Genomic DNA, 23,104 nt, shown 5'->3' on the forward strand with positions numbered 1-23,104 from the left:
AATAACTAGGCCAATCCGGCCGCGCGTTCCGCAGCTTCGACCACGTTGACCAGCAACAACGCCCGGGTCATGGGCCCGACCCCGCCGGGATTCGGCGTCAACCAGGCGGCCACCCGGTCGACCCCGTCCGCCACGTCACCGTGCAATCGAGACTTGCCGGTATCCGGGTCAATAACCCGAGACACTCCCACGTCAAACACGGCAGCGCCGGGCTTGACCATGTCCGCGGTGATAATGCCCGCGACCCCGGAGGCAGCCACAATGATGTCCGCCTGGCGACATTTCGCGGCCAAATCCTGGGTTCCGGTGTGGCACGAAGTCACGGTGGCGTTGACATCTTTACGTCCCAGCAGCAGCCCGATGGAACGACCCACCGTAGTGCCGCGGCCCACCACGCACACGTCTTTACCGTTGAAATCCAGACCGAAACGACGACCTAGTTCGATGACAGCCCGGGGAGTACAGGGCAAAGGCGAAGTTATCGGCTCTGACACCCGCAACACCAGACGACCCAGGTTCGTGGGATGCAGGCCATCGGCATCTTTATCCGGGTCGATAGCTTCCAAAATCCGGTTCGTGTCCATACCCTTAGGTAGCGGTAGCTGCACGATATATCCCGTACAGGCCGGGTCCTGGTTCAACCGTTGCACCGCCGCCATGACTTCGTCTTGGCTGGCGGTGGCAGGCAAATCGACCCGAATGGACTCGATGCCGACCTCCGCGCAGTCCCGATGTTTACCAGCCACGTAGGTTACGGAACCGGGATCCTCGCCGACCAGGATAGTGCCCAGTCCGGGAATGACCCCGCGCTCACGCACCGCGGCGACACGCGCCTGCAGCTCGGCTTTGATAGCGCCAGCGGTGGCTTTGCCGTCCAGGACCTGAGCTGGTCCCTCCCAGGGCGCCCTCATTGCACCAGTCCCGGATAGAGCGGGAAGGCTTCGGTCAGTTTCGCCACCCGAGCCCGATACTTGGCCACGTCCACCGCGGATTCGCTCGCGGCGCCGTCCACCAGCACGGAGGCGATGATGTCGGCGACCTCGCGGAACTCCGCCTCGCCGAAGCCGCGGGTAGCCAGAGCCGGGGTGCCGATACGCAGACCGGAAGTGACCGCCGGGGGACGCGGATCGAACGGCACCGCGTTACGGTTCACGGTAATGCCCGCTTCATGCAGCAGGTTCTCGGCCTGCTGCCCGTCCAGGTTGGAGTTAACCAGGTCAACCAGTACCAAGTGAACATCGGTGCCGCCGGTCAAAAGGTCGATGCCCGCCGCCTGGCAATCGGGCGCCATCAGGCGTTCGGCCAAAATTTGGGCGCCTTGAATGACGCGCTGCATGCGCTCTTTAAACTCAGGGGTGCCGGCAATCTTGAGCGCCACCGCTTTCGCCGCGACCACGTGCATCAGGGGTCCGCCCTGCTGACCGGGGAAAACGGAACTGTTGATCTTCTTGCCGAACTTTTCCCCATCACGAGACAGAATCAGACCCGAACGCGGCCCGCCAATGGTCTTGTGAATAGTCGTGGAAACCACGTCCGCATAAGGCACCGGGGAGGGGTGCAAACCAGCGGCGACCAGACCCGCAAAGTGCGCCATATCGGTCCACAGATAGGCCCCGACCTCGTCCGCGATAGAGCGGAAAGCCGCAAAATCCAGGTGTCGCGGATAGGCGGACCAACCGGAAATAATCACATCCGGGCGCTCAGCCAACGCGAGTTCACGCACCCGATCCATGTCGATACGCTTGGTATCCTGTTCCACCCCGTAGGCCGCGACCTGGTAGAGCCGACCGCTAAAGTTGATCTTCATGCCGTGAGTGAGGTGACCGCCGTGCGCCAAGCTCAGGCCCATAATCTTGGCTCCGGGCTTAATGAGCGCGGAAAGCACCGCCGCGTTCGCCTGGGCTCCAGAGTGGGGCTGCACGTTCGCAAAATCGGCTCCGAACAGCTTTTTGGCCCGCTCAATGGCCAGGGTCTCGGCGACGTCCACGTTTTCGCAGCCGCCGTAATAGCGTTTGCCCGGATAACCCTCGGCATATTTGTTAGTCAAGACGCTGCCCTGGCATTGCAATACGGCGCGGGGCACAAAGTTTTCCGACGCAATCATTTCCAGGGTGTCGCGCTGACGGTTCAGTTCAGCATCCAGCACGGCCTGAATTTCCGGATCAACCTCAGAAAGGGGCTGGTTCATGACTTCAGTCATAGTTCCTCCATAGTTTTGCGAGCACAACCCAGGCGTCCGATTGTGTAAATGCGCTCCCCGGAGGGTTATTCCTCCTGCCCACTGTCCCCGCGAATCAATCCGGGGTCGGGTAGACATCGCCAGTCGCTGCCTTTACAGGTTATCAAAAAATTTATCTCCCCCCACACCCCGTTAATTCCGTCGGTTCGAGCGAAAACTTGGGTTACCGAGGCAAACCGGCTCCACGGGCGCCGCAAGGAGGCGAAAGTTTGTTAAAATCCAGTCATGAGTTCGTTGCTGGTGCCGTTTGGGGTCATGATGGTACCCGTTCAGGTCATCCCCCAGGACAAGTGGACCGCCACCCAAAACCTGGTCTATTTCCTGATAGTGGTCGGCACCATCGCGCTGACCTTGGGTGTCGTGTGGCTGGTTCGCCGTTTTCACGGCGACCCCATCATTCCAGACACGGCTCCCCGTCACGAAGAAATCAAACTCATCTATGAAGAGACTCTCTCTGCCGCGGACCGTGTCGTCGTGCGGGATAACCAAGTCATTGAAGCGGTGCGCTATATCCCGAGGGATCCGAACCTGGTCGCTCCGCTGCAACTGTGGCGGGACAAACGGCGCGAATGGGCTGGTGAAATGGCTTTCCTGGAGTCCTTGGGGAAAAATCCCGCACCGGAAACGCTGACGGACGCCGGCAACGCAGAAACGCTGCGCCGTCTGCACGGCTTAGCGCAGGAACTCGAGGCCTCCCAGCGCGGCCTGCTGCGCGCCATTCGCCAATCCATCGCCACCGGGACTGAAAACCTACCCCTGGGTACGGACGCGAATTCCTAAACGCGCCGACCTATTTTTCCAGCAAACCCTGTCCCCAGTAGGTTTCCGCGCTGGTTCCCGGAACAATCCAGTAAACCGCCGAACCGATGTGGGAAATAAACTTGTTCAACAAGTCATGCATATCCAGGCGCTTTTGAATAGCCGTGAACTGGAGTTCCGGGTTTCGTTGGAAAGACACCCACACCAGACCGCTGTTGGTCAGGTCAGACTGTCCCGGTTCCGGGGCGTCGTCGTAGGCAAAAGCCCGGCGACGCAGCTTATCGGAACCATCGTCTTCATGTTCGCGGGACAGCGCTAGGTGAGAACGCCGATCAATGATGAAGTTACCGGCCTCGTCCACCGCGTCCATGTCCTCCTCGTCGAACTCGCCGCCGCCGCTCAACGGACCGCCATCGGCAAGTTTGCGGCCGATGACACGCTCGCGGGCGGGACGGTCCAGCAGCTCCCACGGGTCGAGGAAGTTTTGAATCCGGCGCAGCACCATAATGGTAGAACCGTCCAGGTAGGCCTGGTCTCCAGTACCGTCCAGCCACACCTGCTCGGAGAATTCCTCCGCGTTGGACGGGTTCACGGTGCCGTCTACCTGGCCGAACGGATTTCGCGGGGTCGTGCCGCGCGGGGCGGAACCGTAGGCGTACGTAAAGCCCTTTTGCATCCAGAACAACGTGGCCTTGCCCTGACACTTGGCCAGTAACAGGCGACCCGCCGCGAACAAGGTGCCCGGGTCGTCGCAGCAAATCTGGAACACCAAATCGGTCTGGCCCCAGCGTTCCTGCAGCTGGTCGAGTTTGAAAGCAGGAATGTCATGCAAGCCCTCAGGCTTCAGTTCCGGTTTACCCAAGAAATCAAAAATTCGTTCCCCGAAACCGCAGGTGATGGTCAGGTTGGCGGTGACCGCGACCATTTCCGGAGCCAAGAAGTTCGGAATTGGGTTGCCCTGGGTCAGCTGGCGGGCCGTGGCAGTCAGGTCTTTTAGCAGCTCAATGAACGCCGCTTTGTCCAAGCTGGGTTCCAGGTTCATCCCCAAAACTTCCAGATGCGCCTGCGGGGGCTGTTCCACCCCGGACTGCACCCGACCATCGAAAGGAATAGTAGCTTTTTGCAACGCGGTTTCACACATTTTCCATAACTCCTCGGTAAATCTAAGCAGTAACTCTTATCCTAGCCCCTCGCCATCTCCTGGTTGAACCAAACCGGAACCCCAGCCCGACCGGCCTGGTGCCCCTGAGCTACGTAACCTCCGCGGATAACCCGCCAACCCCGCTTGGGAAGACTAATCACCGAGCGGCCCCCACGAAAACGGTCGCCGCGGCGTGAGGCCTCAACAGGCCACGTTCACCTGGGGCTCACCCGTTTCCAAGCCCATTTCCTGGCCCAATCGATTCGCTTCGGCTATCAGGGTCGGCACAATCTCAGCTTCCGGCACGGTTTTGATGACCTGGCCCTTGATGAAAATCTGGCCTTTGCCATTGCCAGAGGCCACGCCCAAATCGGCTTCCCGCGCTTCGCCCGGACCGTTGACGATACAGCCCATCACCGCGACCCGCAGCGGGTAGGTGATGTCTTTCAGCCCGGCGGTAACCTCATTAGCCAACGTGTAAACGTCGACTTGGGAACGTCCGCAGGACGGGCAGGACACGATTTCAAAGTTGCGTTTCCGCAGGCCCAGAGAACGCAAAATCTCTAACCCGACCTTGACCTCCTCAACCGGCGGGGCCGACAGCGAAACCCGAATCGTGTCGCCAATTCCCTCGGAGAGCAACGCGCCGAAAGCAGTCGCGGATTTGATAGTACCTTGGAAAGTTGGGCCGGCCTCCGTCACCCCCAGGTGCAGCGGCCAGTCCCCGTGCTGGGCCAACAGGCGGTAGGCCTGAATCATCGTCACCGGGTTGTGGTGTTTCACCGAGATGGCAAAGTCATGGAAATCCACGTCCTCGAACAGCGACGCCTCCCACATGGCGGACTCGGCGAGCGCCTCTGCGGTGGCTCCCCCAAATTTTTCATACAGCCGCTTGTCCAAAGACCCCGCGTTGACCCCGATGCGCAGCGCGGTGCCGTGGTCGGTGGCGGCTCGGGCGATTTCGCGCACTTGGTCATCAAAAGCCCGAATGTTGCCGGGGTTCACCCGCACCGCCCCGCAGCCGGCCTCGATGGCTTGGAACACATACTTGGGCTGGAAGTGAATGTCCGCCACCACCGGAATGGTGGCGCGTTTACAGATTTCGGGCAGCGCCGCGGCGTCGTCGGCGGAAGGGCAGGCCACTCGGATGATGTCGCAGCCCGCGGCCGTTAGTTCGGCGATTTGCTGCAGGGTTGCCTCCACGTCAGAAGTCAGGGTGGTGGTCATGGACTGGACGCTCACCGGGGCGTCTCCCCCTACGGCGACGCTGCCGACCTGGATTTGGCGGGTCTGATGGCGCGGCGCCAACGGTTCGCGGGCGGACAGAGACTTGGTGGGCATCCCCAGGTTAACTTCACTCACGTCCTCGATTATTCCACCTTTGTGTGGCGCTCGCACCAGGCGGGTCACGAGCGGGGTCGTCGGCGGGGTCGCCGGAAGTTGCGGTTTCCCGGCTCGGGTTTTGCCGAGGGTGCGGTTTCGCGTATTCCTCAGCGTTGGCAGCGCGGACACCAGTAGAGTTTTCGTCCCCCCACGATTTTGAGCTTGATGCTGGCGCGGCAGCGCAGACAGGGGCGGTCTTGGCGCTGGTAGACGTAGTAGCGGGAGTCTATAGCCTGGGGCTCACGCCCCGCGGCCAGCTCGCGCTCCACGAAGGTCGCGTAATCGTCAGGGTCCGCGGTGGTGATTCGTCCCGATTCCACGCCGAGCGGCAGGTATTCTTCCAGCCAGTTCCAGATTCGGCACAGTTTGCGCGACGTCACCTCACGAGCCGGTGTAAACGGGTTCAGACGCGCGGCGTAAAGCACTTCGGCGCGGTAAATATTGCCCACCCCGGCGATAACGGACTGGTCCATGAGAGCCTCGCCAATACCCTTCTGACGGGTGGAGCAACGTTTCACAAACTCACTAAAGTCGCTGTCGGGACGCAGCGGGTCGGGTCCCAGCCGGGCAAACACCGCGGCGACGCCCTCCTCATCCAGCAGTTCACAAGTGTTTGGCCCGGACAGGTCGGCCGCCCCGTGCGCCGTGATTAAGCGCAGACGCACCGTCCCGTAGGGCGGGGGCGCCTGGAAAGGCGCGGGGGTCCAAAACCAGCGATCCGCGAAATGTTCGTGGGGCGCAAAAGCGGAATCATCGCGGTGAGTATGCACCGGAATCTCTACGATTTCCGCGGCTGGCTCCGCAGTTTCGGCTAGGTCTAACACCGTGTCGGTGTGCCGGGCGATGAACTGAGAATCCCCGTAAAATCGCCAGGAACCATAAATTCCCAAGTGAATATGCAGCCAGGTCAGGGACGGGGCGCAGTCGGCAACGGTCGCGGCAGGTTCGTTCTGACACGGAGCAAAACCGAGGAACATATGTTTCCCATAGGCTTGCACGTCGACCAGACGCTGGCCGTCTAACTCGGCGGCGCCCGCGGCGAAACGCCCCTGCGGAGAGGACGCCGCGACGACCTCGCCACTCATGACCTGGGCAAACTGAGCGGCCAGCCGGTGAATAGCATGGCCTTCAGGCACGGTGCGCAGCCTCCCTGACCGCCCCGGCCACGAGAGCTCCGCGCAGAACCACTCCGGCGGGCTGTTCCAAAACGTTGAGGTCAGCGCGCGGGTCGGAGTCGTACCACACCAGGTCGGCGGGCGCACCCTCCCACAGCGAGGGGGCACCCAGGAAATCCCGAGCCCTCCAGGTGGCCAGGTCAATAATTTCCGGAGCCGAAATCCCCAGTTCGAGCCATTGCCGCAGCTCTTGGGGCAGGGCGTCGTGACGCTGGTAGCCGCCGGCGTCGGTGCCCGGCAGCAGCTGGACTCCCGATTCATATAGCGCGGCTTGATGGGCCACCCGGGACTGATCCAAAGCGGTCATCGTGGCGGCATACACCGGATATTTTGTCCCCGCCTGGGCGGCAAAATCGGAAAACCGGGCGATTTGCAGCATGGTCGGAGTCACGCGGATACCGCGGCGTTGCGCTTCGAGGATTTCGTCCGAATCCATGCCGGTGCCATGTTCGATACAGTCCACCCCGGCATCTAACAGGCCCTCTATCGTGCGGTGGGCGAAAGTATGCACGGTCACCCGCGCTCCGTTCTGGTGAGCGGCCGCCACCGCGTCACGCAGCACCGCTGTGGACCACAGCGGCTGCAAATCAGATTCAGCCCCGTCGGAGCGGTCAATCCAGTCCCCCACGATTTTCACCCAGCCGTCGCTGCGTTGAGCCTGTTGGGCAACCGCTGCGGGCAAATCCGCTTCGTTCTCCAGCTCCAGCCCGTAGTAACGCATATAGCGTTTGGGTCGCACCAGGTGCTGGCCGCAGCGAATGATTTTCGGCAGCTCGGCCACCTGGTCAATCCAGCGGGTATCGGAGGGCACCCCGCAGTCACGAATCAGCAGCGTGCCTTTACTCAATGCCAATTCGGCCTGTTCTCGCTGGGTTTCGACCGGTACGTTACCCGCGTGGGTCACACCCACATGGCAATGCACGTCCACCAGTCCGGGAATCGCGTAGCCGCTGACCTTTCGGTAGGTCAGCGCGGGTTTCGCCGTTCGGCTCACGATGCCGTCGTGAATATACAGGTCGCCGTGTACCCACCGAGATTCACAAGACGCTGTCGTCGCCTGACCGGTGTATTCCCCCTCCACACTGGGGTTTTCCGACCACAAAAAAGCACCGGTAAAGTGCAGATTATCCGGGTCTGTCGCCCTTAGGGGTGTCATCACAAGCCGCCCAACATACGTTTGATGTCGTCAGGCAAATCGTCAGGAGTGAGGGCGGGGGTGGCCGGAGCGGACTTCTGCGGCATCCCACCGAGACCGCCCAAGCCGTTGAGGCCACCCATCCCCGCCGGCAAAGCACCGGGCAGGTTAGGCATTGCTCCGGCCCCGCTCTGGGAGGCGGCGGAAATCCCCTCCAACGCTTCCCGAGCTTGACGGGCTGCCTTAGCGGGATTGCCGGATTTCGCCTTGCGCTGGGCTTTAGATTTCTTGCCGGACTTTACCGCCTGTTTCGCTTTCGAATGCTTGCCCATGCCCGGCATCCGGCCGAATCCGGGCATCATCCCCATACCGTCAGCGCCGCCGCCCATACCGGGAATGCCGCCGCCGCTCATCATCTTTTGCGCCATCTGGAACCGGTCGACCAAACCGTTCACGTCCGCGACCGTGGTGCCAGATCCGGCGGCAATCCGGGCGCGGCGCGAGCCGTTGAGAATCTTTACATCCTGGCGTTCCGCGGGTGTCATCGAGCGGACGATAGCTTCAATCCGGTCGACTTCGCGCTCATCAAACTGATCCAGCTGTTCCCGAATTTTGCCCGCCCCTGGCATCATGCCCAGCAGCTTTTTCATCGAACCGAGTTTGCGAATCTGTTGCAGCTGGCTGAGGAAGTCTTCCAAGGTCAACTGGCCCTGCTGAATCTTGCCGGCCAGCTTTTCGGCCTGCTCCATATCGAACGTTTCCTGAGCCTTTTCAATGAGGCTCAGCAGGTCGCCCATATCCAAAATCCGCGACGCCATCCGGTCGGCATGGAATCGCTCAAAGTCGTCCAAGCCTTCCCCTGTCGAGGCGAACAGCACCGGAACCCCGGTGACGCCCCGGACTGACAGGGCTGCGCCGCCGCGGGCATCACCATCCAGCTTGGTCAGGACCACACCGGTGAAATCCACGCCCTCTTGGAAAGCTCGCGCGGTTCGCACCGCATCCTGGCCAATCATGGCGTCCAGGACGAACAAGACCTCGTCGGGCTGCACCTCGTCGCGGATGGAACGGGCTTGTGCCATGAGTTCCTCATCCACGCCCAGTCGGCCGGCGGTATCGACAATCATCACGTCATAGCCTGAACCGGAGGCCAGCGCTAAAGCGCGTCGCGCCACATCGACCGGGTCGCCCACCCCGTTGCCGGGTTCGGGAGCAAAGACGGTGACCCCGGCCTGTTCACCCACAATCTGCAACTGGTTGACCGCGTTGGGACGCTGCAAGTCCGCCGCGACCAGCAGGACTTTCCGGTCCTCTTTCGCCAACCACTTGCCGAGTTTGCCGGCCAGAGTCGTTTTACCGGCACCCTGCAGGCCGGCCAGCATGAACACGGTCGGGCCTTTGCCGGGTTTAGAGAAATGCAGTTCCCGGTCCTCGCCGCCCAGAATGTTAATCAACTCGTCGTTGACGATTTTCACAATCTGTTGGGCCGGGTTCAAGGCCTCCGACCGGGCCGCCCCATAGGCCTTTTCCTTTACAGTGGCAGTGAAATCCTTGACGACCTCCAAGGCCACATCAGCCTCAATCAGGGCGCGGCGAATGTCGCTGACGGTGGCGTCAACGTCGGATTCCTTCAGCTTGCCCTTCTTGCGAAGGTTCTTAAATGATTCTGTCAGGCGGTCTTGTAGGCTATTGAACACACGTCGATTTTATAGTGAGGCAAGATTTCGGGCAAAAGTGGGGGTTGTTGGGGCGTGCCGTGAGTGGTGCCGGAACCAGCGGCAAACGCCGAAAACTTTCAAAAGACCCCGGGCGCCTGACAAATCTAGGCATCCAGCAGGGCGTCAGCGAAATCGCCGGGCACGAAGGGCGCCAAGTCGTCGGGGCCTTCACCCAAACCAACGAGCTTCACCGGAATCCCCAGCTCCCGCTGCAAAGGCACGATGACCCCGCCCTTGGCGGAACCGTCCAGCTTGGTCAAAACGATACCGGTCACACCCACCGCTTCGGTAAAGATTTTCGCCTGACTCAAAGCGTTTTGGCCGGTAGTAGCATCGATAACCAGCAAAACTTCGGTGATGGGCACCTGTTTTTCAGCCACGCGCTTGATTTTGCCCAGCTCGTCCATCAAACCAACTTTGTTTTGCAAACGTCCGGCGGTGTCAATCAAAACCACGTCGCTGCCAGCTTCACGGGCAGTTTTCGCCGCGTCGAAAGCCACGGAGGCGGGGTCGGCCTGATCCTTTTCGGCGCGCACCACCGGCACACCTACCCGGTCGCCCCAAGTTTGCAGCTGCTCCCCGGCGGCGGCACGGAACGTATCGGCCGCGCCCAACACCACGGACTTGCGGTCAGCCACCAGCAGGCGCGCCAGCTTGCCCACCGTGGTCGTCTTACCGCCGCCGTTGACACCAACCATTAAGATACCGGCGGTCTGGGTGGGAGAATCCTCGGGAACTTCCAGGTTGAGACCACGTTCGGCCTTGCGGTCGAGCATATCGGTGAGCATCCGCTTGGCCATACGCCGCACCTGCGCAGCGTCCTTTTCGCCCGCGACCTTTTGTTTCACCTTCAGTTTGTCAATGAGCTCTACGGTTGGTTCGACGCCCATGTCGGCAGCCAGCAGCTCGTCTTCTATAGCCTCCCAATCGGCGGCTTGTAAATCCGCGCTGGACAGCACATTGAGAATGGCTCGCCCGAACTTGCCCTTACCGGCCAGGCGTTCCTTCAAGCGGCGCATCCGGGAGGTCTTGGATTCCGGTTTTTCGATTTCCTCAACTTCAGGTTCGGTTGGCTCGGTAGGCTCGGAACTGTCAGAATCTGGCGTTTCAGCCGGTGCGGCCGGCTCGGGTTGCTCGGTTTTCTCAGCAGTTTCTGCAGCCTCGGAACTCTCAGGCTCCTCGGAAACTTCCGCTGCGGGTTGCTCCGCCGCCGCCGATTCCAAAGCGGCGTCTTCCTCGGCCATATCCGCCGCCAGAGCTGCATCCGCCGCCGCCATAGCAGCTCGAGCCGCAGCTCGGGCTTCCTCAACACTCTGACCAGGGAGGGGCTTAAAGCACAGCCCGTCCGGGTCGCAATAGACCCCATCGGGCTTGACGACGACTTCTTCCTCATCGAAGTCTTCGTCCTCCTCGCCCCAGTCCTCCGTTTCAGCCAGGTCGTCCTCTTCGGTCGGGACCTCATCCGTAAAATGGCCACTCTCTGAGGTCGTCGGTTCGATTTCTACGTCATCATCAGGGTATTCATCATCGCTGTGGCTATTAGTCTGAATCGCCTTTTCGATGATGTTTCGAAGTTCTTTTTCGCCTTGCTTGAGCTGGAGGGGCGCAGCGTCGTCAGCTCCCTCTCCGCCCTCACTGCTGTCCTCACGAATCCGCTCCAACGTGTCCAAAAGCCGATCCTCGTTGCGGATCTTGCGCTGCTTCGAGTCAATCTGGGAGGCGCTGGCGACGATAACGATAACTATGAAAGCGATAGCCAACGGAATCATAAAAATGAGCGGATCAGTGTAGCCTTCCAGACCCTGGGAGTTATTTAGTGTCGCACTGAGGATATTCATTGATTCCATCCAAAACGTCTCTGATAGCACCGCATGAACGTCTGTTGTCGGCTCGAACGTACGTTGCTATCTTATCTCTAACCTCGCTAGGTTTACCTAATTTACGGCTGTACTTCACGGTATAGATTCCTCGTTTTCGCCAGGGGTTTTCACCAGGCGCTGCGAGATCACCGCCGTGGTGCCCTCCTTCATCGTCACTCCGTACAGCGCGTCAGCAATTTCCATCGTGCGTTTGTGGTGAGTAATGATGATTAACTGCGAGTTTTCACGCAAAATTTCGAAAACCCCCAGCAGTCGAGACAGGTTTACGTCGTCCAAAGCAGCCTCGACCTCGTCAAGGACATAGAACGGCGAGGGCCGCGCTTGGAAAATCGCGAACAGAAAAGCCAGCGCCGCCAAGGAACGTTCCCCGCCGGAAAGCAGGGACATCCGTTTCACGTTCTTTCCCGCCGGGCGCGCTTCGATTTCAATGCCGGTGTTCAACAAGTCTTTCGGATTGTTCAAAGTCAGCCTGCCCTCCCCGCCGGGGAACAGGACTTGGAAAATATCTGTAAAAGCGGCGCACACGTCCGCGAATGCTTTGCCGAATACGTCCTCGACCTGGCGGTCCACTTCCGCCACCACGTTCATCAGGTCTTCACGAGACTTATTCAAGTCAGCCACCTGGTCAGCCAAGAATTTATGGCGCGCCACCAAGGCTTCGTGTTCCTGCAAAGCCAAGGGGTTCACTTTGCCAATCCGTTTCAGTTCGGTTTGTGCCTGGGCTTTTCGCTCCACCTGTTCAACACGCACGAAGGGCACGTGCTCGATGGTTTCACCAGTTTCATCGAATACGGGCACCAGGTTGTGCGGACCGTACTGAGTCAACAGCGTGGTCTCATCTAAACCGCATTCCTGCTGGGCTTGTTCCAGCAACCGTGCCAGCTTGGAATTGACCTCGGCCAAAGCGACCTCATCACGCATCGAAGCATCCTTGAGGTCGGTCCGCTGACGGCTCAGGTCATCCACAGCGGCGCGCAGCGTCTCCATCTCAGTTTGCAGCTGCTCCCGACTGACGGTACTGGCCTGACGCTGAGCTTGGGCACTGGCCGCCGCCGCGTGTGCCAACCGCTGGGCAGCTTCAGCCTGTTCCATCACGTAGACAGACCGTTTCCGGCGCCGTTCCCGCACCAGCGCCCGGCTGGCTGCCGCTTGGGCGGCAGCCTTTTCCGCCGCAATGTTCCGTTGCAGCGAGGCAGCACGCGATTCCAAAGATTCCAGTTCTTGGCGGGCCAGATGCGCCGCAATATGGGCGTCCGATTTGGCGGTTTGAGCCGTGGACAAAGCTTCCATTGCGGCTTGCAGTTCGGCGGAAAAGTCCGGCTCGTCGTCTGTGCCTGCGTCCTGGGCTTTCAGGCTGGCATCCAAAGTTTCCTGCGCTTCCCGGAGAGCCGCCTGGCGTTTCTCCGTTTCCGCACGAGCCTGTTCCAAGTGTTTTCCGGCACGTTCGACTTCCGCCTGGGCCGCCCCGCGTTTCGCTTTGGCGGCTGCTACCGCCGCGGTGGCCGCAGCCGCGGCCGCATCTTGGGCTTTGAGTTGAGCCGCCGCCTCGTCATATTCTTCCTGAGCCGCAGCCAGCTCGGTCTTGGCCTGAGCCAACTGGCCATCGGCCTTATCTGCCGCCGCGGCCGCCGCCTCAGCCTGCGCCGCCGCCTCGTCATATTCTGAGGCACGCCGCAAAATCCCCGCGTCAGGGTCCCCGCCGCCGACAATTCGGGTCGCCGAAAGGAAATCCCCCGCCTGGGTCACCGCCGCGGCAACCTCACCGGTCAAAACCAAATCCCGGGCTTCTGACAAATCCGGGCAAGCCGCCACACCCGTCAACAAAGCCACCACCACCGGCGGTAAAGTTTTCCCTTTCCGGGCACTAACCAGGTCCTTTGCCCAGCACACCCCGTCTGGAAGTTTTGCTTTCTCCAGGCTCGCCGTGTTCCGGGCTCCCAAGGGAGTCCCCACACCGTCCGCGACCAGCAGGTGAACCTGACCCGCGGACTGCTGACGGACAAAACGCAAAGCGTCCGCGGCGGATTCAACCCCCGAGGTCAGCAACGCTTTCGACCACTTTCCAAACACAGCACCGATGGCGTCTTCCCATCCGGACTCGACCAGGATAGTTTCCAACAGCGCCGCGCTGACTCCGCTCAATCCCGCTTTCGCCACCGCTCCGGCGGCGTCTTCGGGCTGCAAGGTTTTCGCCAAGACCTCGCGTTTCGCCTCCCAAAAGGCGGCTTCTTCTCGGGCTTCGCCGAGTTCGGTAGAGAGTTGAGAAACTTTCGCTTGAATCGTCGCCACCGCTGCCGCGAACTTTTCCTCTCTCGCGGCCAAGGTTCCGTCCGCCACCCCGGGGGGAAGCTCCGCCTCGACTTTGCTCAGCTCCTGGGCGCAAACTGTTTCGCGCTGCGCGGCGGCCTGGAGGGCTTCTTCCATCCGGCTGAGGTTTCCCGCCGCTTCTTCTGCCAGCGAGGCGGCGGTAGCGACCGCTCCGCGCAGCCGCTCCAGAGTCTCCCTCCTGTCGGCCTGGGCGCGCTGGAGCTTTTCCATCTGGGAGCGCACCGCGACTTCGCGCTCCTTGGCTCGCTCTTCGGCGGCTTGCGTCTGCGTGACCGCGTCGTCGGCTTTCGCTACGGCGACTTGTTTTTCACTGATTTCCTCACGAGTTTTTTCGAGCCGTTTTTCCAGCTCGCTGGTGTCGGCAGTTCGGGTTAGTTCCGCGGTTTCCCTCAAAGCGTTGGCGCGTTCCCGAGCCTGGTTCTCTAACGCTTCCAACCGTTCGGCCAAAGTGCTCAGCTCCGCCCAAGTCTGGGTGAGTTTCTCAAGCTCCGGGCTAACCTCGTCAAAACTGGACTTCGCCGCGTTCAGCTTCGTGTTTGCCCCTTGCAGACGGGCTTCCAAATCCGCAATCTGTGCCGAAATTTGTTCCTTGGAGGCGGTTTGCGACCCCGCTTTTTCTTTGTTTTGCGCCACCGCGTCAGCGATCAAACGGGCGGTCGCGTCAGCGAGTTCGGCTTGAACTCGGGCAGCTTTCCGAGCCGCCTCGGCCTGCTTTCCCAAGGGACCCAGCCGCTTCGCCACTTCACTGGTGAGGTCCTGAACCCGGGAGAGATTGACCGCCAAACTTTCCAGTTTTTTCAACGCCCGGTCTTTGCGCTGCCGGTGCTTAAGCACTCCGGCCGCTTCCTCGATGAAAGCGCGTCGTTCCAGTTCAGAGGCACTCAGAATCCGATCGAGCTGGCCCTGCCCCACGATGACGTGCATCTCCCGACCCATCCCGGTATCGGAAAGCAACTCTTGAATATCTAACAGGCGCACCGGGGTTCCGTTGATGGCGTACTCGGAACCGCCCGCCCGAAACATGGTGCGCGAAATCGTCACTTCAGAGTATTCGATAGGCAGCGCACCATCGGTGTTATCAATGGTCAACTGGACTTCCGCGCGTCCCAGCGGAGTTTTTGTCTTCGTGCCGGCGAAAATGACATCCGACATCTGTGACCCGCGCAGATTTTTGGCACCCTGCTCGCCCATCACCCAAGCCAGCGCATCGACCACGTTCGATTTCCCCGAACCGTTGGGGCCAACGACACAGGTCACCCCCGGTTCAAGGTTCATGTGAACCGTGTTCGCGAAAGACTTAAAGCCTTTCAGGGTCAGGGACTTTAAATACACACACTTACCCTAGCGCAACCCCCCGAACCCTAAAAAACAGCCTTTCCGGCCTTGGGAAACGGAAAGAATCACCGCCGGCGGGTGATGCGCCTCAATACCGACCTTTTAGTCAATCATGTAGGGGAACCACAGCGCGATTTCCCGGTCGGCGCTCTGAACCGAGTCAGAACCGTGAACGATGTTTTGAATCTGTCCGTCCGGGCCCCAATCGCGAGCCAGATCACCGCGAATAGTTCCGGGCAGAGCCACCGCGGGGTTGGTGTCTCCCATCATGTTGCGGAAAGCCTGAATCACGCGAGAGCCTTCGATGACCATGAGCACAATAGGTCCGCTCATCATGTATTCGACCAGCCCTTCAAAGAAGTGCTTGTCTTTGTGCTCAAAATAGTGTTCTTCCAGTTCTTCGCGGGTCACCGTCTTCGTTTGCAAGCCCACAATCTTAAATCCGCGACGCTCAATCCGGCTAATGACTTCGCCGATGAGTCCGCGCCGGTAGCCGTCAGGCTTAATAATGACCAAGGTGTGTTCTTCTTGCGGATCGTAGGGGATGTGGCCGTCAGTCATTGACTTTCCTTTCGCCAAAAGTTTCGCTCGACTCCGAGCGCAACTTCTCATTTTGTTCTAGGTTTATCCTACCGGATTTCCACGACCTTGTTTCGGCGTATTGTTCACAGTTCGGCAGCTTTTGCCGCCTCGTCCAAAATGAGAGCACTCGAGGCGGCGCCGGGATCCTTATGCCCGATGGAACGCTCCCCCAACAGCGAAGCCCGCCCTTTTGCGGCGCTCATCGAAACCGTCTCTTCCGCCCCTTTTGCGGCCGCATCAGCAGCGGCGCGCAAGACTTCTTCCGGGGCGGCCCCTTTCGCCACAGCGGCAGCAGCGTTCGTAGCGGCCGGATACCACGCGTCCAGCATGGTTTTGTTCCCCGGCTGGGCGCCGCCGCGCTCCGCAATCCCCTCGGCGGCCTTCACCAGCAGCATCGCCACATCTTGTGACTCTAAACTTTCGGCGCTCACCGAACGCGCCGCCCGCAAAAATGCCGTGCCATACAAAGACCCCGAGGCTCCCCCTACCGCCGCCAACAAAGTATTTGCCGCTACCCGCAGCGCCTGCTTCGGACTCTCCACCACAATCCCGGATAGCCGCTGATCCACGGCAGAAAATCCGCGGGAAATGTTTTCCCCGTGGTCCCCGTCCCCGATGACTTCATCCAAACTCCCCAACATTTCGCGATTTTGTTCCAGAACTCGAGCGCAGCCATCCATCCAGCGCAGCACCCATTGCGTATTCAAACTCACGGCTGCTCCTAACTGACTGCCCTAAAATTTCGTTCTGGCCAGGGTCCAACGCGCGAGGACCGGTTGTGATTATTGTAGTTTGTCTTTGCGCAGCACGTCCTGTGCCATTCCGGCGAGCACCACGGAACCGAAAATCACCACTCCGGTAGAGCCGGGGACTCCCCCCTGCAAATCATCGATTTCCCCGGCTTTCGCAATCGCTTCGGGCAGGGAATCAATAGCGTACACGCGCTCGTCTCCGAACACCTCCGCAGCAACGGCCTGAAGGTCCTCCACCTTCGCCGCGCGTTCCCCAGGCATCTGGGTCACAATCAACTCATCAATGGTCGGCTCCATAATCCCCAGCACGGTTTCGATGTCTTTATCGGCCATGGCGGAATAAATCCCCACCGTGTGTTGAAAACGAAAATCGTCTTCTATCGCCCGGCGCAATGCCCCCACCGCACCCGGATTATGCCCCGCGTCAGCCACAATCATCGGGGTGGCGTGCAACACTTCCAGGCGTCCGGGAGAACGAACCCCACCAAAGGCGCGCTCCACAGATTCCCCGTGCAGCGCCGCTCCGCCCAGCTGCGCCTCCACCGCTGTGAGCGCCAGCGCCGCGTTCTCGGCTTGAAACTCCCCGTAGAGTGGCAGGTAAATATCGCGGTAGACCGCCGCGGGCGTGCGAATGTCAATGACTTGCCCCCCGACAGCCGGGATACGGCGCAGCACCTCGAAGTCGTCCCCCTCATAACGCAGGGTCACATCCTCGGCATGAGCAGCGTCACGAATGATCGCGAGAGCCTCATCGGGCTGTTTCGCCACCACCGCCACCCGCTGGGGGCGCATAATCCCTGCCTTTTCCCGCGCAATGTTGGCCAGTCCCTGACCCAGCCACTGTTCGTGTTCCAAGCTGATCGGCCCGATGACGGCCGTGTCCGCGTCGATGACATTCGTAGCGTCCCAGCGCCCGCCCATACCGACCTCGACTACCGCCACGTCTACGGGCACGTCTGCGAACAGGGCGTATGCCATTACCGTCATGACCTCAAAGAAGGACAGCCGGTGTCCGGGGTGAGCGTTTTCCCACAGTGCCAGCTGTGCCTCGACGTCTTCATAAGCCTGGACAAACTGTTCGGTGGTGACGGGGGCTTGGTCCACTGTGATGCGTTCGCGCACATCTGCCAGGTGCGGGGAGGTAAACCGGCCGGTCCGATACCCCAGTTCCACCAGCAGCGCCTCAATCATCCGGGCGACGGAAGTTTTGCCGTTTGTGCCGGTGATGTGGATGGAGTGGAACAGCTCCTGGGGATTGCCCAGGTAGTCCAGCACTCCCCGCACCGGTTCCAGGCTGGGTTCAATCTGGTGTTCGGCGCGGCGCGTCAACAAGGTCTCATAGATGGCTCGGGCTTTCGGGTCCTCCATCGTGGATGGGCCGAGGGTAGAGGTGGGGCGTTGCCGTTCACGCACTTCGTCCACGAGTTCGCGCTGTTCGGGACTCAACGGTACGCCAAAGCGGTCAACGGGACCTTTCCGTGGGACAGCTGCGTTTTGGGGGTCACAAGGTTCCCCGGACGGGTTGTCGTTGTCGTCTGGCTCGGCAGGGGTCCGGGCCGCGAACAGGTAAGGAATCAAATCCGGGTCTACCGACAAATCCTCGGGGGTCACCGCCGGGGTTCGATGCTCGTGTGCGGGTTGGTCCCGATGTGCGTCCTCATGCTTGTTTTCCACCCCACCATGTTACCGACCCTGGCAAACTCGCAAGCCTTCCGAGGGCTATTCCGGTGGGAAAACCTTAACTTTGGCAAAGTGCAGCCGGCCACGAAGCTTTTTATCGCAGGTAAAAAGCGTAGCCTCCAGCCCCTCCGCAAGCGCAATATATGCCGCGTCATAAGTGGTGTATTCCTCGCGCAATTCCCAGATTCGCCCGGCCAGGGGCCAAATTTCGTGACGGGTGATGGGCATCTGATAAAACACCTCGATGGCTTCCGTGGCTTTGTCTACGCTGATGACATGACCCAACACCAGCCCTCTCAAGGTAGAGAGAACTTCAACATCCAGGTGTGCAGGGGCGCAAACCGACTCGTGAAAGACATCGAGCAAAGCATCGTCAGGGTAGGTTCCCACCAGGAGTTCCACGCAGGCTGATGCGTCCAGGACAATCATTGGCGCCCCTCAGACAAGGCTTCAAGAATTTCGCTCACGCTGGCACTGTCCCGACGGTTTAACTCCCGCAGACGCCGCACGATTTCCCCTCCAGACAGCTGCGCCGCGGATTTCTGCAACTCCGACACCACGTAGGCAGAGAGAGACTGACCCTGCTGGCACGCTCGCACTTTCAAAGTCTCACTGAGGACTTCCGGGACATCGCGAATATATAAAGTAGGCATACTCTATGCTAGCACTTCGCAAGCATAGTGGATAGCCTCTGAGCCGATACCCATTTCTGAGTGTTCCTCGGCGCCAAATCCTTCCCAAAGCGGGCGTTACGTGGGACAATCGAGATATGTCCAAGCTGTCCTTAGAGGCCCCGTCCACCGATGAGTTGACGGCTGCAAAGCCCGACCCTGAAATCAAGATTACCTACCGTCCGATTACCCGCGACGATGTGGTGCAGATGTCCCAGCTCCACGCGGTTGCTTATCGGGACGCGGGGTCGAGCGCGGCCAGCCAGCTGAATTTGTTTTGGGACGGCGCCTACGGCTCGCTGCTGGACGAGGCGACCCTCGGGGCGTGGCACGGGGACAAGCTGGTCGGCGTGGTCATCGTGCTGGACCAGGCTCCTGACGAGTGGTGTACCACGGACGGCAACAGCGACCAACCCTACATCGCCGACCTGTTTGTGGATCCTGAGTATCGCCGTCAGGGCATCGGTTCGGGGCTGGTCATTAACGCTTCACGAGCCGTGGATGCGTTGGGGCGCGAAGCCCTGACCTTGCAACTGGATATATCCGCCGCCCCCGAGGCGATGCAGCTCTACGACGCCTTGGGGTTCTCTACGCGCTGACTCCCCGCCGGAACGTTTTTCACCAGGACGGTAACGTAGTCACAAGGTGTTTCGGTGGCGCCGCCGGGGCCGCTCAGAAATTTTTGGTGCGGCACGGTAGGGTTGAACCCATGACAAAGAACCCGTTGTTGGGGATGCTTGACCCCGCTGACTTTGAAGAAACCATCCGCCCGCAAGACGACCTTTACCGTTACGTAAACGGCAAGTGGCTGGCCCGCACCGAGATCCCCGCCGATAAGGCCAGCTACGGTTCGTTCCACCTCTTGGCTGAGGAAGCGGAAAAACAGGTGCGCACCATCATCGAAGATTGTGTCGCGGGTCGAATCACCGGGGAACTGAGCAGCCTGGCAGGCAAAGTCGCCTCCCTCTACGGCTCTTTTATGGATGAAGCCACAGTGGAAGCGGACAGTGGCCCGAGCCTGCGACAGTTGCAGGCCCCCGTGGAACAGGCCACCACGAAAGGGGATCTGCGCGACCTGTGGGCCCGGACTTTTGCCGAAGGCACCTACGAAGGATTTTTCGATACCGGCATTGACATCGATGTGAACAATCCCGAACGCTACGTCAACTATTTCGGTCAAGACGGTCTGGGACTGCCCGAACGCGCCTACTACTTGGAGGAAAAGCACGCGAACCTGTTGGAACAGTATCGCCAGCACATTGCCCGAATGCTGACCCTGGCCGGATACGCTTCGCAGTCCGCAGCCCCGGACGTGGCCTGTAAAATTGTTGACTTCGAGACCGGAATAGCCAAGCTGCATTGGGATAACGTGAAAACTCGCGACACGGACGCGACGAACAACCCGATGACCTGGGACGAACTGGCCGCCAAACTGCCGCGCTTCGACCTGGGAGCCTGGCGGAAGGCCTCGGGATTGCCCGACAAAATGTTTACGGAAGTCAACGTGGGCGAACCGGATTTCCTCGAAAACATGGACCAGCTATGGGATTCCACCGACTTTGAGACGCTCAAGTGGTGGATGCTGTGGCACGCCTTGAACGGACATACTTCCCTGCTGTCCAGCGAAATCGTGAATGCGGACTTTGAATTTTACGGGCAAAAGTTGGCGGGCAAGGAGCAACTGCGGGAACGCTGGAAGCGCGGGGTTTCCCTGGCGTCCTCCGTGATGGGCGAGGCCCTGGGCAAACTTTACGTGCAGCGCCACTTCCCCGCCGAGGCTAAAGCGGCGATGAGCCACCTGGTAGACAACCTGATTCAGGCTTACCAGGATTCCATCGCGGTTCTGGATTGGATGGGACCGGAAACGCGGGACAAAGCGTTAGAAAAAATGCGCCAGTTTACCCCCAAAATCGGCTACCCAGACAAGTGGCGCGATTATGAGAAACTCCAGCTGGGAGACGGAACACTGGCTGACAAGGTTCACAATGCCAGCATTTTCGGTACTAACTATTGGATTGACAAACTGGGCGGCCCGGTCGATCACACGATTTGGCACATGACCCCGCAGACCGTCAATGCGTACTACAACCCGACCGAAAACGAAATCGTGTTTCCCGCCGCTATCCTGCAGCCCCCATTCTTTGACAAGGACGCGGACGCGGCTGTGAACTACGGTTCCATCGGGGCGGTTATCGGGCATGAAATCGGGCATGGTTTTGATGACCAGGGCGCCAAGTTCGACGGCACCGGTAAAGTCGAAAACTGGTGGACCGATCAGGACTTAGCCGAGTTTAAAAAACGCACCCACGCCCTTATCGACCAATACAACACGTTCGTCCCCCAGGGGCTGCCCGCAGAATTCCATGTCAACGGCGCGCTGACCATCGGGGAAAACATCGGCGACCTTGGCGGACTCGACATCGCGTGGAAAGCCTACCTGTTGGAGCTGAAACAGCAGGGCATCGACGACCCTGCAGACGCTCCGGTCATCGAGGGGCTCACAGCAGCCGAACGCTTCTTCCTGTCCTGGGCGCTGTCCTGGCAGACGAAGGTGCGCCCGGAAATGGCTAAACAGCTCATTTCTATCGACCCCCACTCTCCGGCAGAATTCCGCTGCAACGGCGTGGTAGCGAACCTCGACCTGTTCGCCGATACTTTCCAAACCCAGCCCGGCGATGCCCTGTGGCTGGAACCGGACCAGAGAGTCAGGATTTGGTAGGTGAAGGACTTGGTTTCGGCTTGGTCCCTTTCACCGGCTTGTTCCAAGTCCAGGTTTTCAGCACGGAATCAATAATCGGTTGGTAGGTTTCCAGCGCGTAGTCCGGCACGTCCTGTTTCAGGGCGTAGGCATGATTGTTCCCCGAAACCAAAGTCATAAAGGCGGTCATCTCGACCTCTTGATAGACGTAGCTCCACTTCATCTCCAGCACGTTCAAGCCCTCAACCTGAGTCGGGTTCAGCACCGTAAACTTCTTGTAACCCTTGTAGATGGGGTCTTGTTTCAGGTTCTTTTTCACCTCGTCAGGGTCGGAAGTCGCTTTCGCGTGATCAATGACCATGACCGGAACGTAGCCGTTCAGGGCTTTATCAGAAGAGAGGGACAGCACCACCTGCGCATCGGGCAGCTTGGAACCGCTGATCGCATCGTAGGCATCTAAGTAAGACGGCGGTATCTGTACCCGAAAAGCCCCGTCTTTACCGTTAATCCAGCCCTCCGGGGCCGGTGTAGTCATGATGGTAGTGTTCCACTGGGTGGGGGTCTTGGTTTTTTCCTTTGCGCAGGCACTCAATCCGCTCAGCGCCACGGCCCCTAAGAGGATTACTGCGAGGACACGGCGCATCCGGCGCAGTCTAGAGGCTGATATCTGGGAGCACGAGCTACGAGCGGTCTTCCGTCTCAACGCAGATACCTCCCCTCGCTGTGAGCGCAAGAAACATAACTCAAGTTTAGTTTAACTGCAATCTTTACGCTGAAAATTCATCGAAAAGGGGTAAGACATGGAAGAATATATACCGATTGCAAACTCAAAGGAGCGTAAATGCCAGGAACTAACCTCACCCGCATCGAAGCCGAGCAACGCTCGGAAATCGTCAGCGATGTTCACTATCGCGTACATCTCGACATGACTCAGGGAGAGCGTATTTTTCATTCCGTGACGGAAGTCGACTTTGCTGCCCAGCCAGGCGCCTCAACTTTCATCGACCTCATTGCCGATGCCGTCACAGAAGTGACTTTGAACGGGACAGCGCTGGACCTCTCGAATTACGTCGATTCTAGAATTTTCCTGCCGGACCTACAGGAACACAACAATCTGCGGGTGGTGGCTGATTGCGTCTATATGCACACCGGCGAGGGACTACACCGTTTCACAGACCCCGAAGATGGCAAGTCTTACGTGTACTCTCAGTTCGAGGTGCCAGATTCCCGCCGCGTGTACGCAGTTTTTGAGCAGCCCGACATCAAAGCTGACTTCACCTTTACTTTCGTGGTTCCTCCCGAGTGGAACGCGTTTTCTAACTCGCCCACCCCGGAACCTGAAATCGCCGCTGACGGCGTACGTACATACCGCTTCAGCCCCACCGAAAAAATCTCGTCCTACCTGACCGCCGTCATCGCCGGCCCCTACGTGGGAGAAACCGGCGAAGTGACCTCGTGCGACGGCAGACGAATTCCCCTCGGCGTCTATTGCCGCGCCTCCATGGTGAAACACTTGGATGCCGCCGAAATCATGGACATCACCCGCGCCGGCTTCGAATTCTACGAAACCGCCTTTGAGCGCCCCTATCCGTTCCGTAAATATGACCAAATTTTTGTTCCCGAATATA

The 23,104-nt window shown here is 59.7% G+C and carries 18 protein-coding genes and 1 pseudogene; 4 read left to right on the forward strand and 15 right to left on the reverse strand.

What is annotated here, in order from left to right; translation table 11 throughout:
- Nucleotides 1–5: 5 nt before the first annotated feature.
- Both Q0X47_RS01765 and glyA read right to left on the reverse strand, forming a co-directional pair.
- On the reverse strand, nt 6–911 hold the full coding sequence (locus Q0X47_RS01765; protein WP_297722113.1) for a bifunctional methylenetetrahydrofolate dehydrogenase/methenyltetrahydrofolate cyclohydrolase: 906 nt from the start codon (nt 909–911) through the stop codon (nt 6–8).
- On the reverse strand, nt 908–2,200 hold the full coding sequence (gene glyA, locus Q0X47_RS01770; protein ID WP_297722115.1) for a serine hydroxymethyltransferase: 1,293 nt from the start codon (nt 2,198–2,200) through the stop codon (nt 908–910). The genes Q0X47_RS01765 and glyA overlap by 4 nt, the downstream gene beginning before the upstream one ends.
- 264 nt (nt 2,201–2,464) lie before the next feature.
- Between glyA and Q0X47_RS01775 the strand changes: the two genes are divergently transcribed.
- On the forward strand, nt 2,465–3,019 hold the full coding sequence (locus Q0X47_RS01775; protein WP_297722118.1) for a hypothetical protein: 555 nt from the start codon (nt 2,465–2,467) through the stop codon (nt 3,017–3,019).
- 10 nt (nt 3,020–3,029) lie between these two features.
- Here Q0X47_RS01775 and Q0X47_RS01780 read toward each other — a convergent pair whose 3' ends face one another.
- The 12 genes from Q0X47_RS01780 to Q0X47_RS01835 form a co-directional block, all read right to left on the reverse strand.
- Complete coding sequence (locus tag Q0X47_RS01780) at nt 3,030–4,139, reverse strand: Dyp-type peroxidase (protein WP_297722120.1); 1,110 nt, start codon at nt 4,137–4,139, stop codon at nt 3,030–3,032.
- 201 nt (nt 4,140–4,340) lie between these two features.
- On the reverse strand, nt 4,341–5,480 hold the full coding sequence (ispG, locus tag Q0X47_RS01785; RefSeq protein ID WP_297722165.1) for a flavodoxin-dependent (E)-4-hydroxy-3-methylbut-2-enyl-diphosphate synthase: 1,140 nt from the start codon (nt 5,478–5,480) through the stop codon (nt 4,341–4,343).
- A gap of 149 nt (nt 5,481–5,629) precedes the next feature.
- Nucleotides 5,630–6,658, reverse strand: a complete 1,029-nt coding sequence (locus Q0X47_RS01790; RefSeq protein WP_297722123.1) for an Fpg/Nei family DNA glycosylase — start codon at nt 6,656–6,658, stop codon at nt 5,630–5,632.
- The gene (locus Q0X47_RS01795) at nt 6,651–7,853 is read right to left on the reverse strand and encodes an amidohydrolase family protein (protein ID WP_297722126.1); all 1,203 of its coding nucleotides are present in this window, start codon (nt 7,851–7,853) and stop codon (nt 6,651–6,653) included. Before Q0X47_RS01795 ends, Q0X47_RS01790 begins: the two co-directional genes overlap by 8 nt.
- Nucleotides 7,853–9,529, reverse strand: coding sequence for a signal recognition particle protein (gene ffh / locus Q0X47_RS01800; protein WP_297722129.1), 1,677 nt, complete (start codon nt 9,527–9,529; stop codon nt 7,853–7,855). Before ffh ends, Q0X47_RS01795 begins: the two co-directional genes overlap by 1 nt.
- A gap of 125 nt (nt 9,530–9,654) precedes the next feature.
- Entirely contained in the window at nt 9,655–10,773 is a 1,119-nt protein-coding gene (gene ftsY, locus Q0X47_RS01805) for a signal recognition particle-docking protein FtsY (RefSeq protein WP_297722168.1), read from the reverse strand.
- 729 nt (nt 10,774–11,502) lie between these two features.
- Nucleotides 11,503–15,090: a chromosome segregation protein SMC gene (smc, locus tag Q0X47_RS01810; protein WP_297722132.1), complete on the reverse strand. Its 3,588-nt coding sequence runs from the start codon at nt 15,088–15,090 to the stop codon at nt 11,503–11,505.
- 105 nt (nt 15,091–15,195) lie between these two features.
- Nucleotides 15,196–15,654, reverse strand: coding sequence for a nucleoside-diphosphate kinase (gene ndk / locus Q0X47_RS01815; RefSeq protein WP_297722135.1), 459 nt, complete (start codon nt 15,652–15,654; stop codon nt 15,196–15,198).
- A 104-nt stretch (nt 15,655–15,758) separates the two neighbouring features.
- A complete protein-coding gene (gene dhaL, locus Q0X47_RS01820) occupies nt 15,759–16,388 on the reverse strand; it encodes a dihydroxyacetone kinase subunit DhaL (RefSeq protein WP_297722137.1) in 630 nt (209 codons plus the stop codon).
- 69 nt (nt 16,389–16,457) lie between these two features.
- The gene (locus tag Q0X47_RS01825; protein ID WP_297722140.1) at nt 16,458–18,101 is read right to left on the reverse strand and encodes a folylpolyglutamate synthase/dihydrofolate synthase family protein; all 1,644 of its coding nucleotides are present in this window, start codon (nt 18,099–18,101) and stop codon (nt 16,458–16,460) included.
- A 45-nt stretch (nt 18,102–18,146) separates the two neighbouring features.
- Nucleotides 18,147–18,536 (reverse strand): type II toxin-antitoxin system VapC family toxin, encoded by a 390-nt coding sequence (locus Q0X47_RS01830; RefSeq protein ID WP_297722143.1) that lies wholly within the window; start codon nt 18,534–18,536, stop codon nt 18,147–18,149.
- Entirely contained in the window at nt 18,533–18,760 is a 228-nt protein-coding gene (locus tag Q0X47_RS01835; protein WP_297722146.1) for a FitA-like ribbon-helix-helix domain-containing protein, read from the reverse strand. Before Q0X47_RS01835 ends, Q0X47_RS01830 begins: the two co-directional genes overlap by 4 nt.
- A gap of 116 nt (nt 18,761–18,876) precedes the next feature.
- On the opposite strand from Q0X47_RS01835, the gene Q0X47_RS01840 reads away from it, so the two are divergent.
- Both Q0X47_RS01840 and Q0X47_RS01845 read left to right on the forward strand, forming a co-directional pair.
- Nucleotides 18,877–19,377 carry a GNAT family N-acetyltransferase gene (locus Q0X47_RS01840; protein WP_297722149.1) on the forward strand — a complete coding sequence of 167 codons (501 nt, stop codon included), beginning with the start codon at nt 18,877–18,879 and terminating at the stop codon, nt 19,375–19,377.
- 110 nt (nt 19,378–19,487) lie between these two features.
- Nucleotides 19,488–21,497 (forward strand): M13 family metallopeptidase, encoded by a 2,010-nt coding sequence (locus Q0X47_RS01845; protein WP_297722152.1) that lies wholly within the window; start codon nt 19,488–19,490, stop codon nt 21,495–21,497.
- On the opposite strand, the gene Q0X47_RS01850 is transcribed toward Q0X47_RS01845, so the two are convergent.
- On the reverse strand, nt 21,484–22,119 hold the full coding sequence (locus tag Q0X47_RS01850; protein ID WP_297722155.1) for a hypothetical protein: 636 nt from the start codon (nt 22,117–22,119) through the stop codon (nt 21,484–21,486). The two genes, Q0X47_RS01845 and Q0X47_RS01850, sit on opposite strands and share 14 nt — an antisense overlap.
- A 198-nt stretch (nt 22,120–22,317) precedes the next feature.
- Between Q0X47_RS01850 and Q0X47_RS01855 the strand changes: the two are divergent.
- Nucleotides 22,318–23,104: pseudogene (locus Q0X47_RS01855) on the forward strand (aminopeptidase N); the annotation flags it as partial.

It is taken from the genome of uncultured Mobiluncus sp. (assembly GCF_947254095.1).
Taxonomy (GTDB): domain Bacteria; phylum Actinomycetota; class Actinomycetes; order Actinomycetales; family Actinomycetaceae; genus Mobiluncus.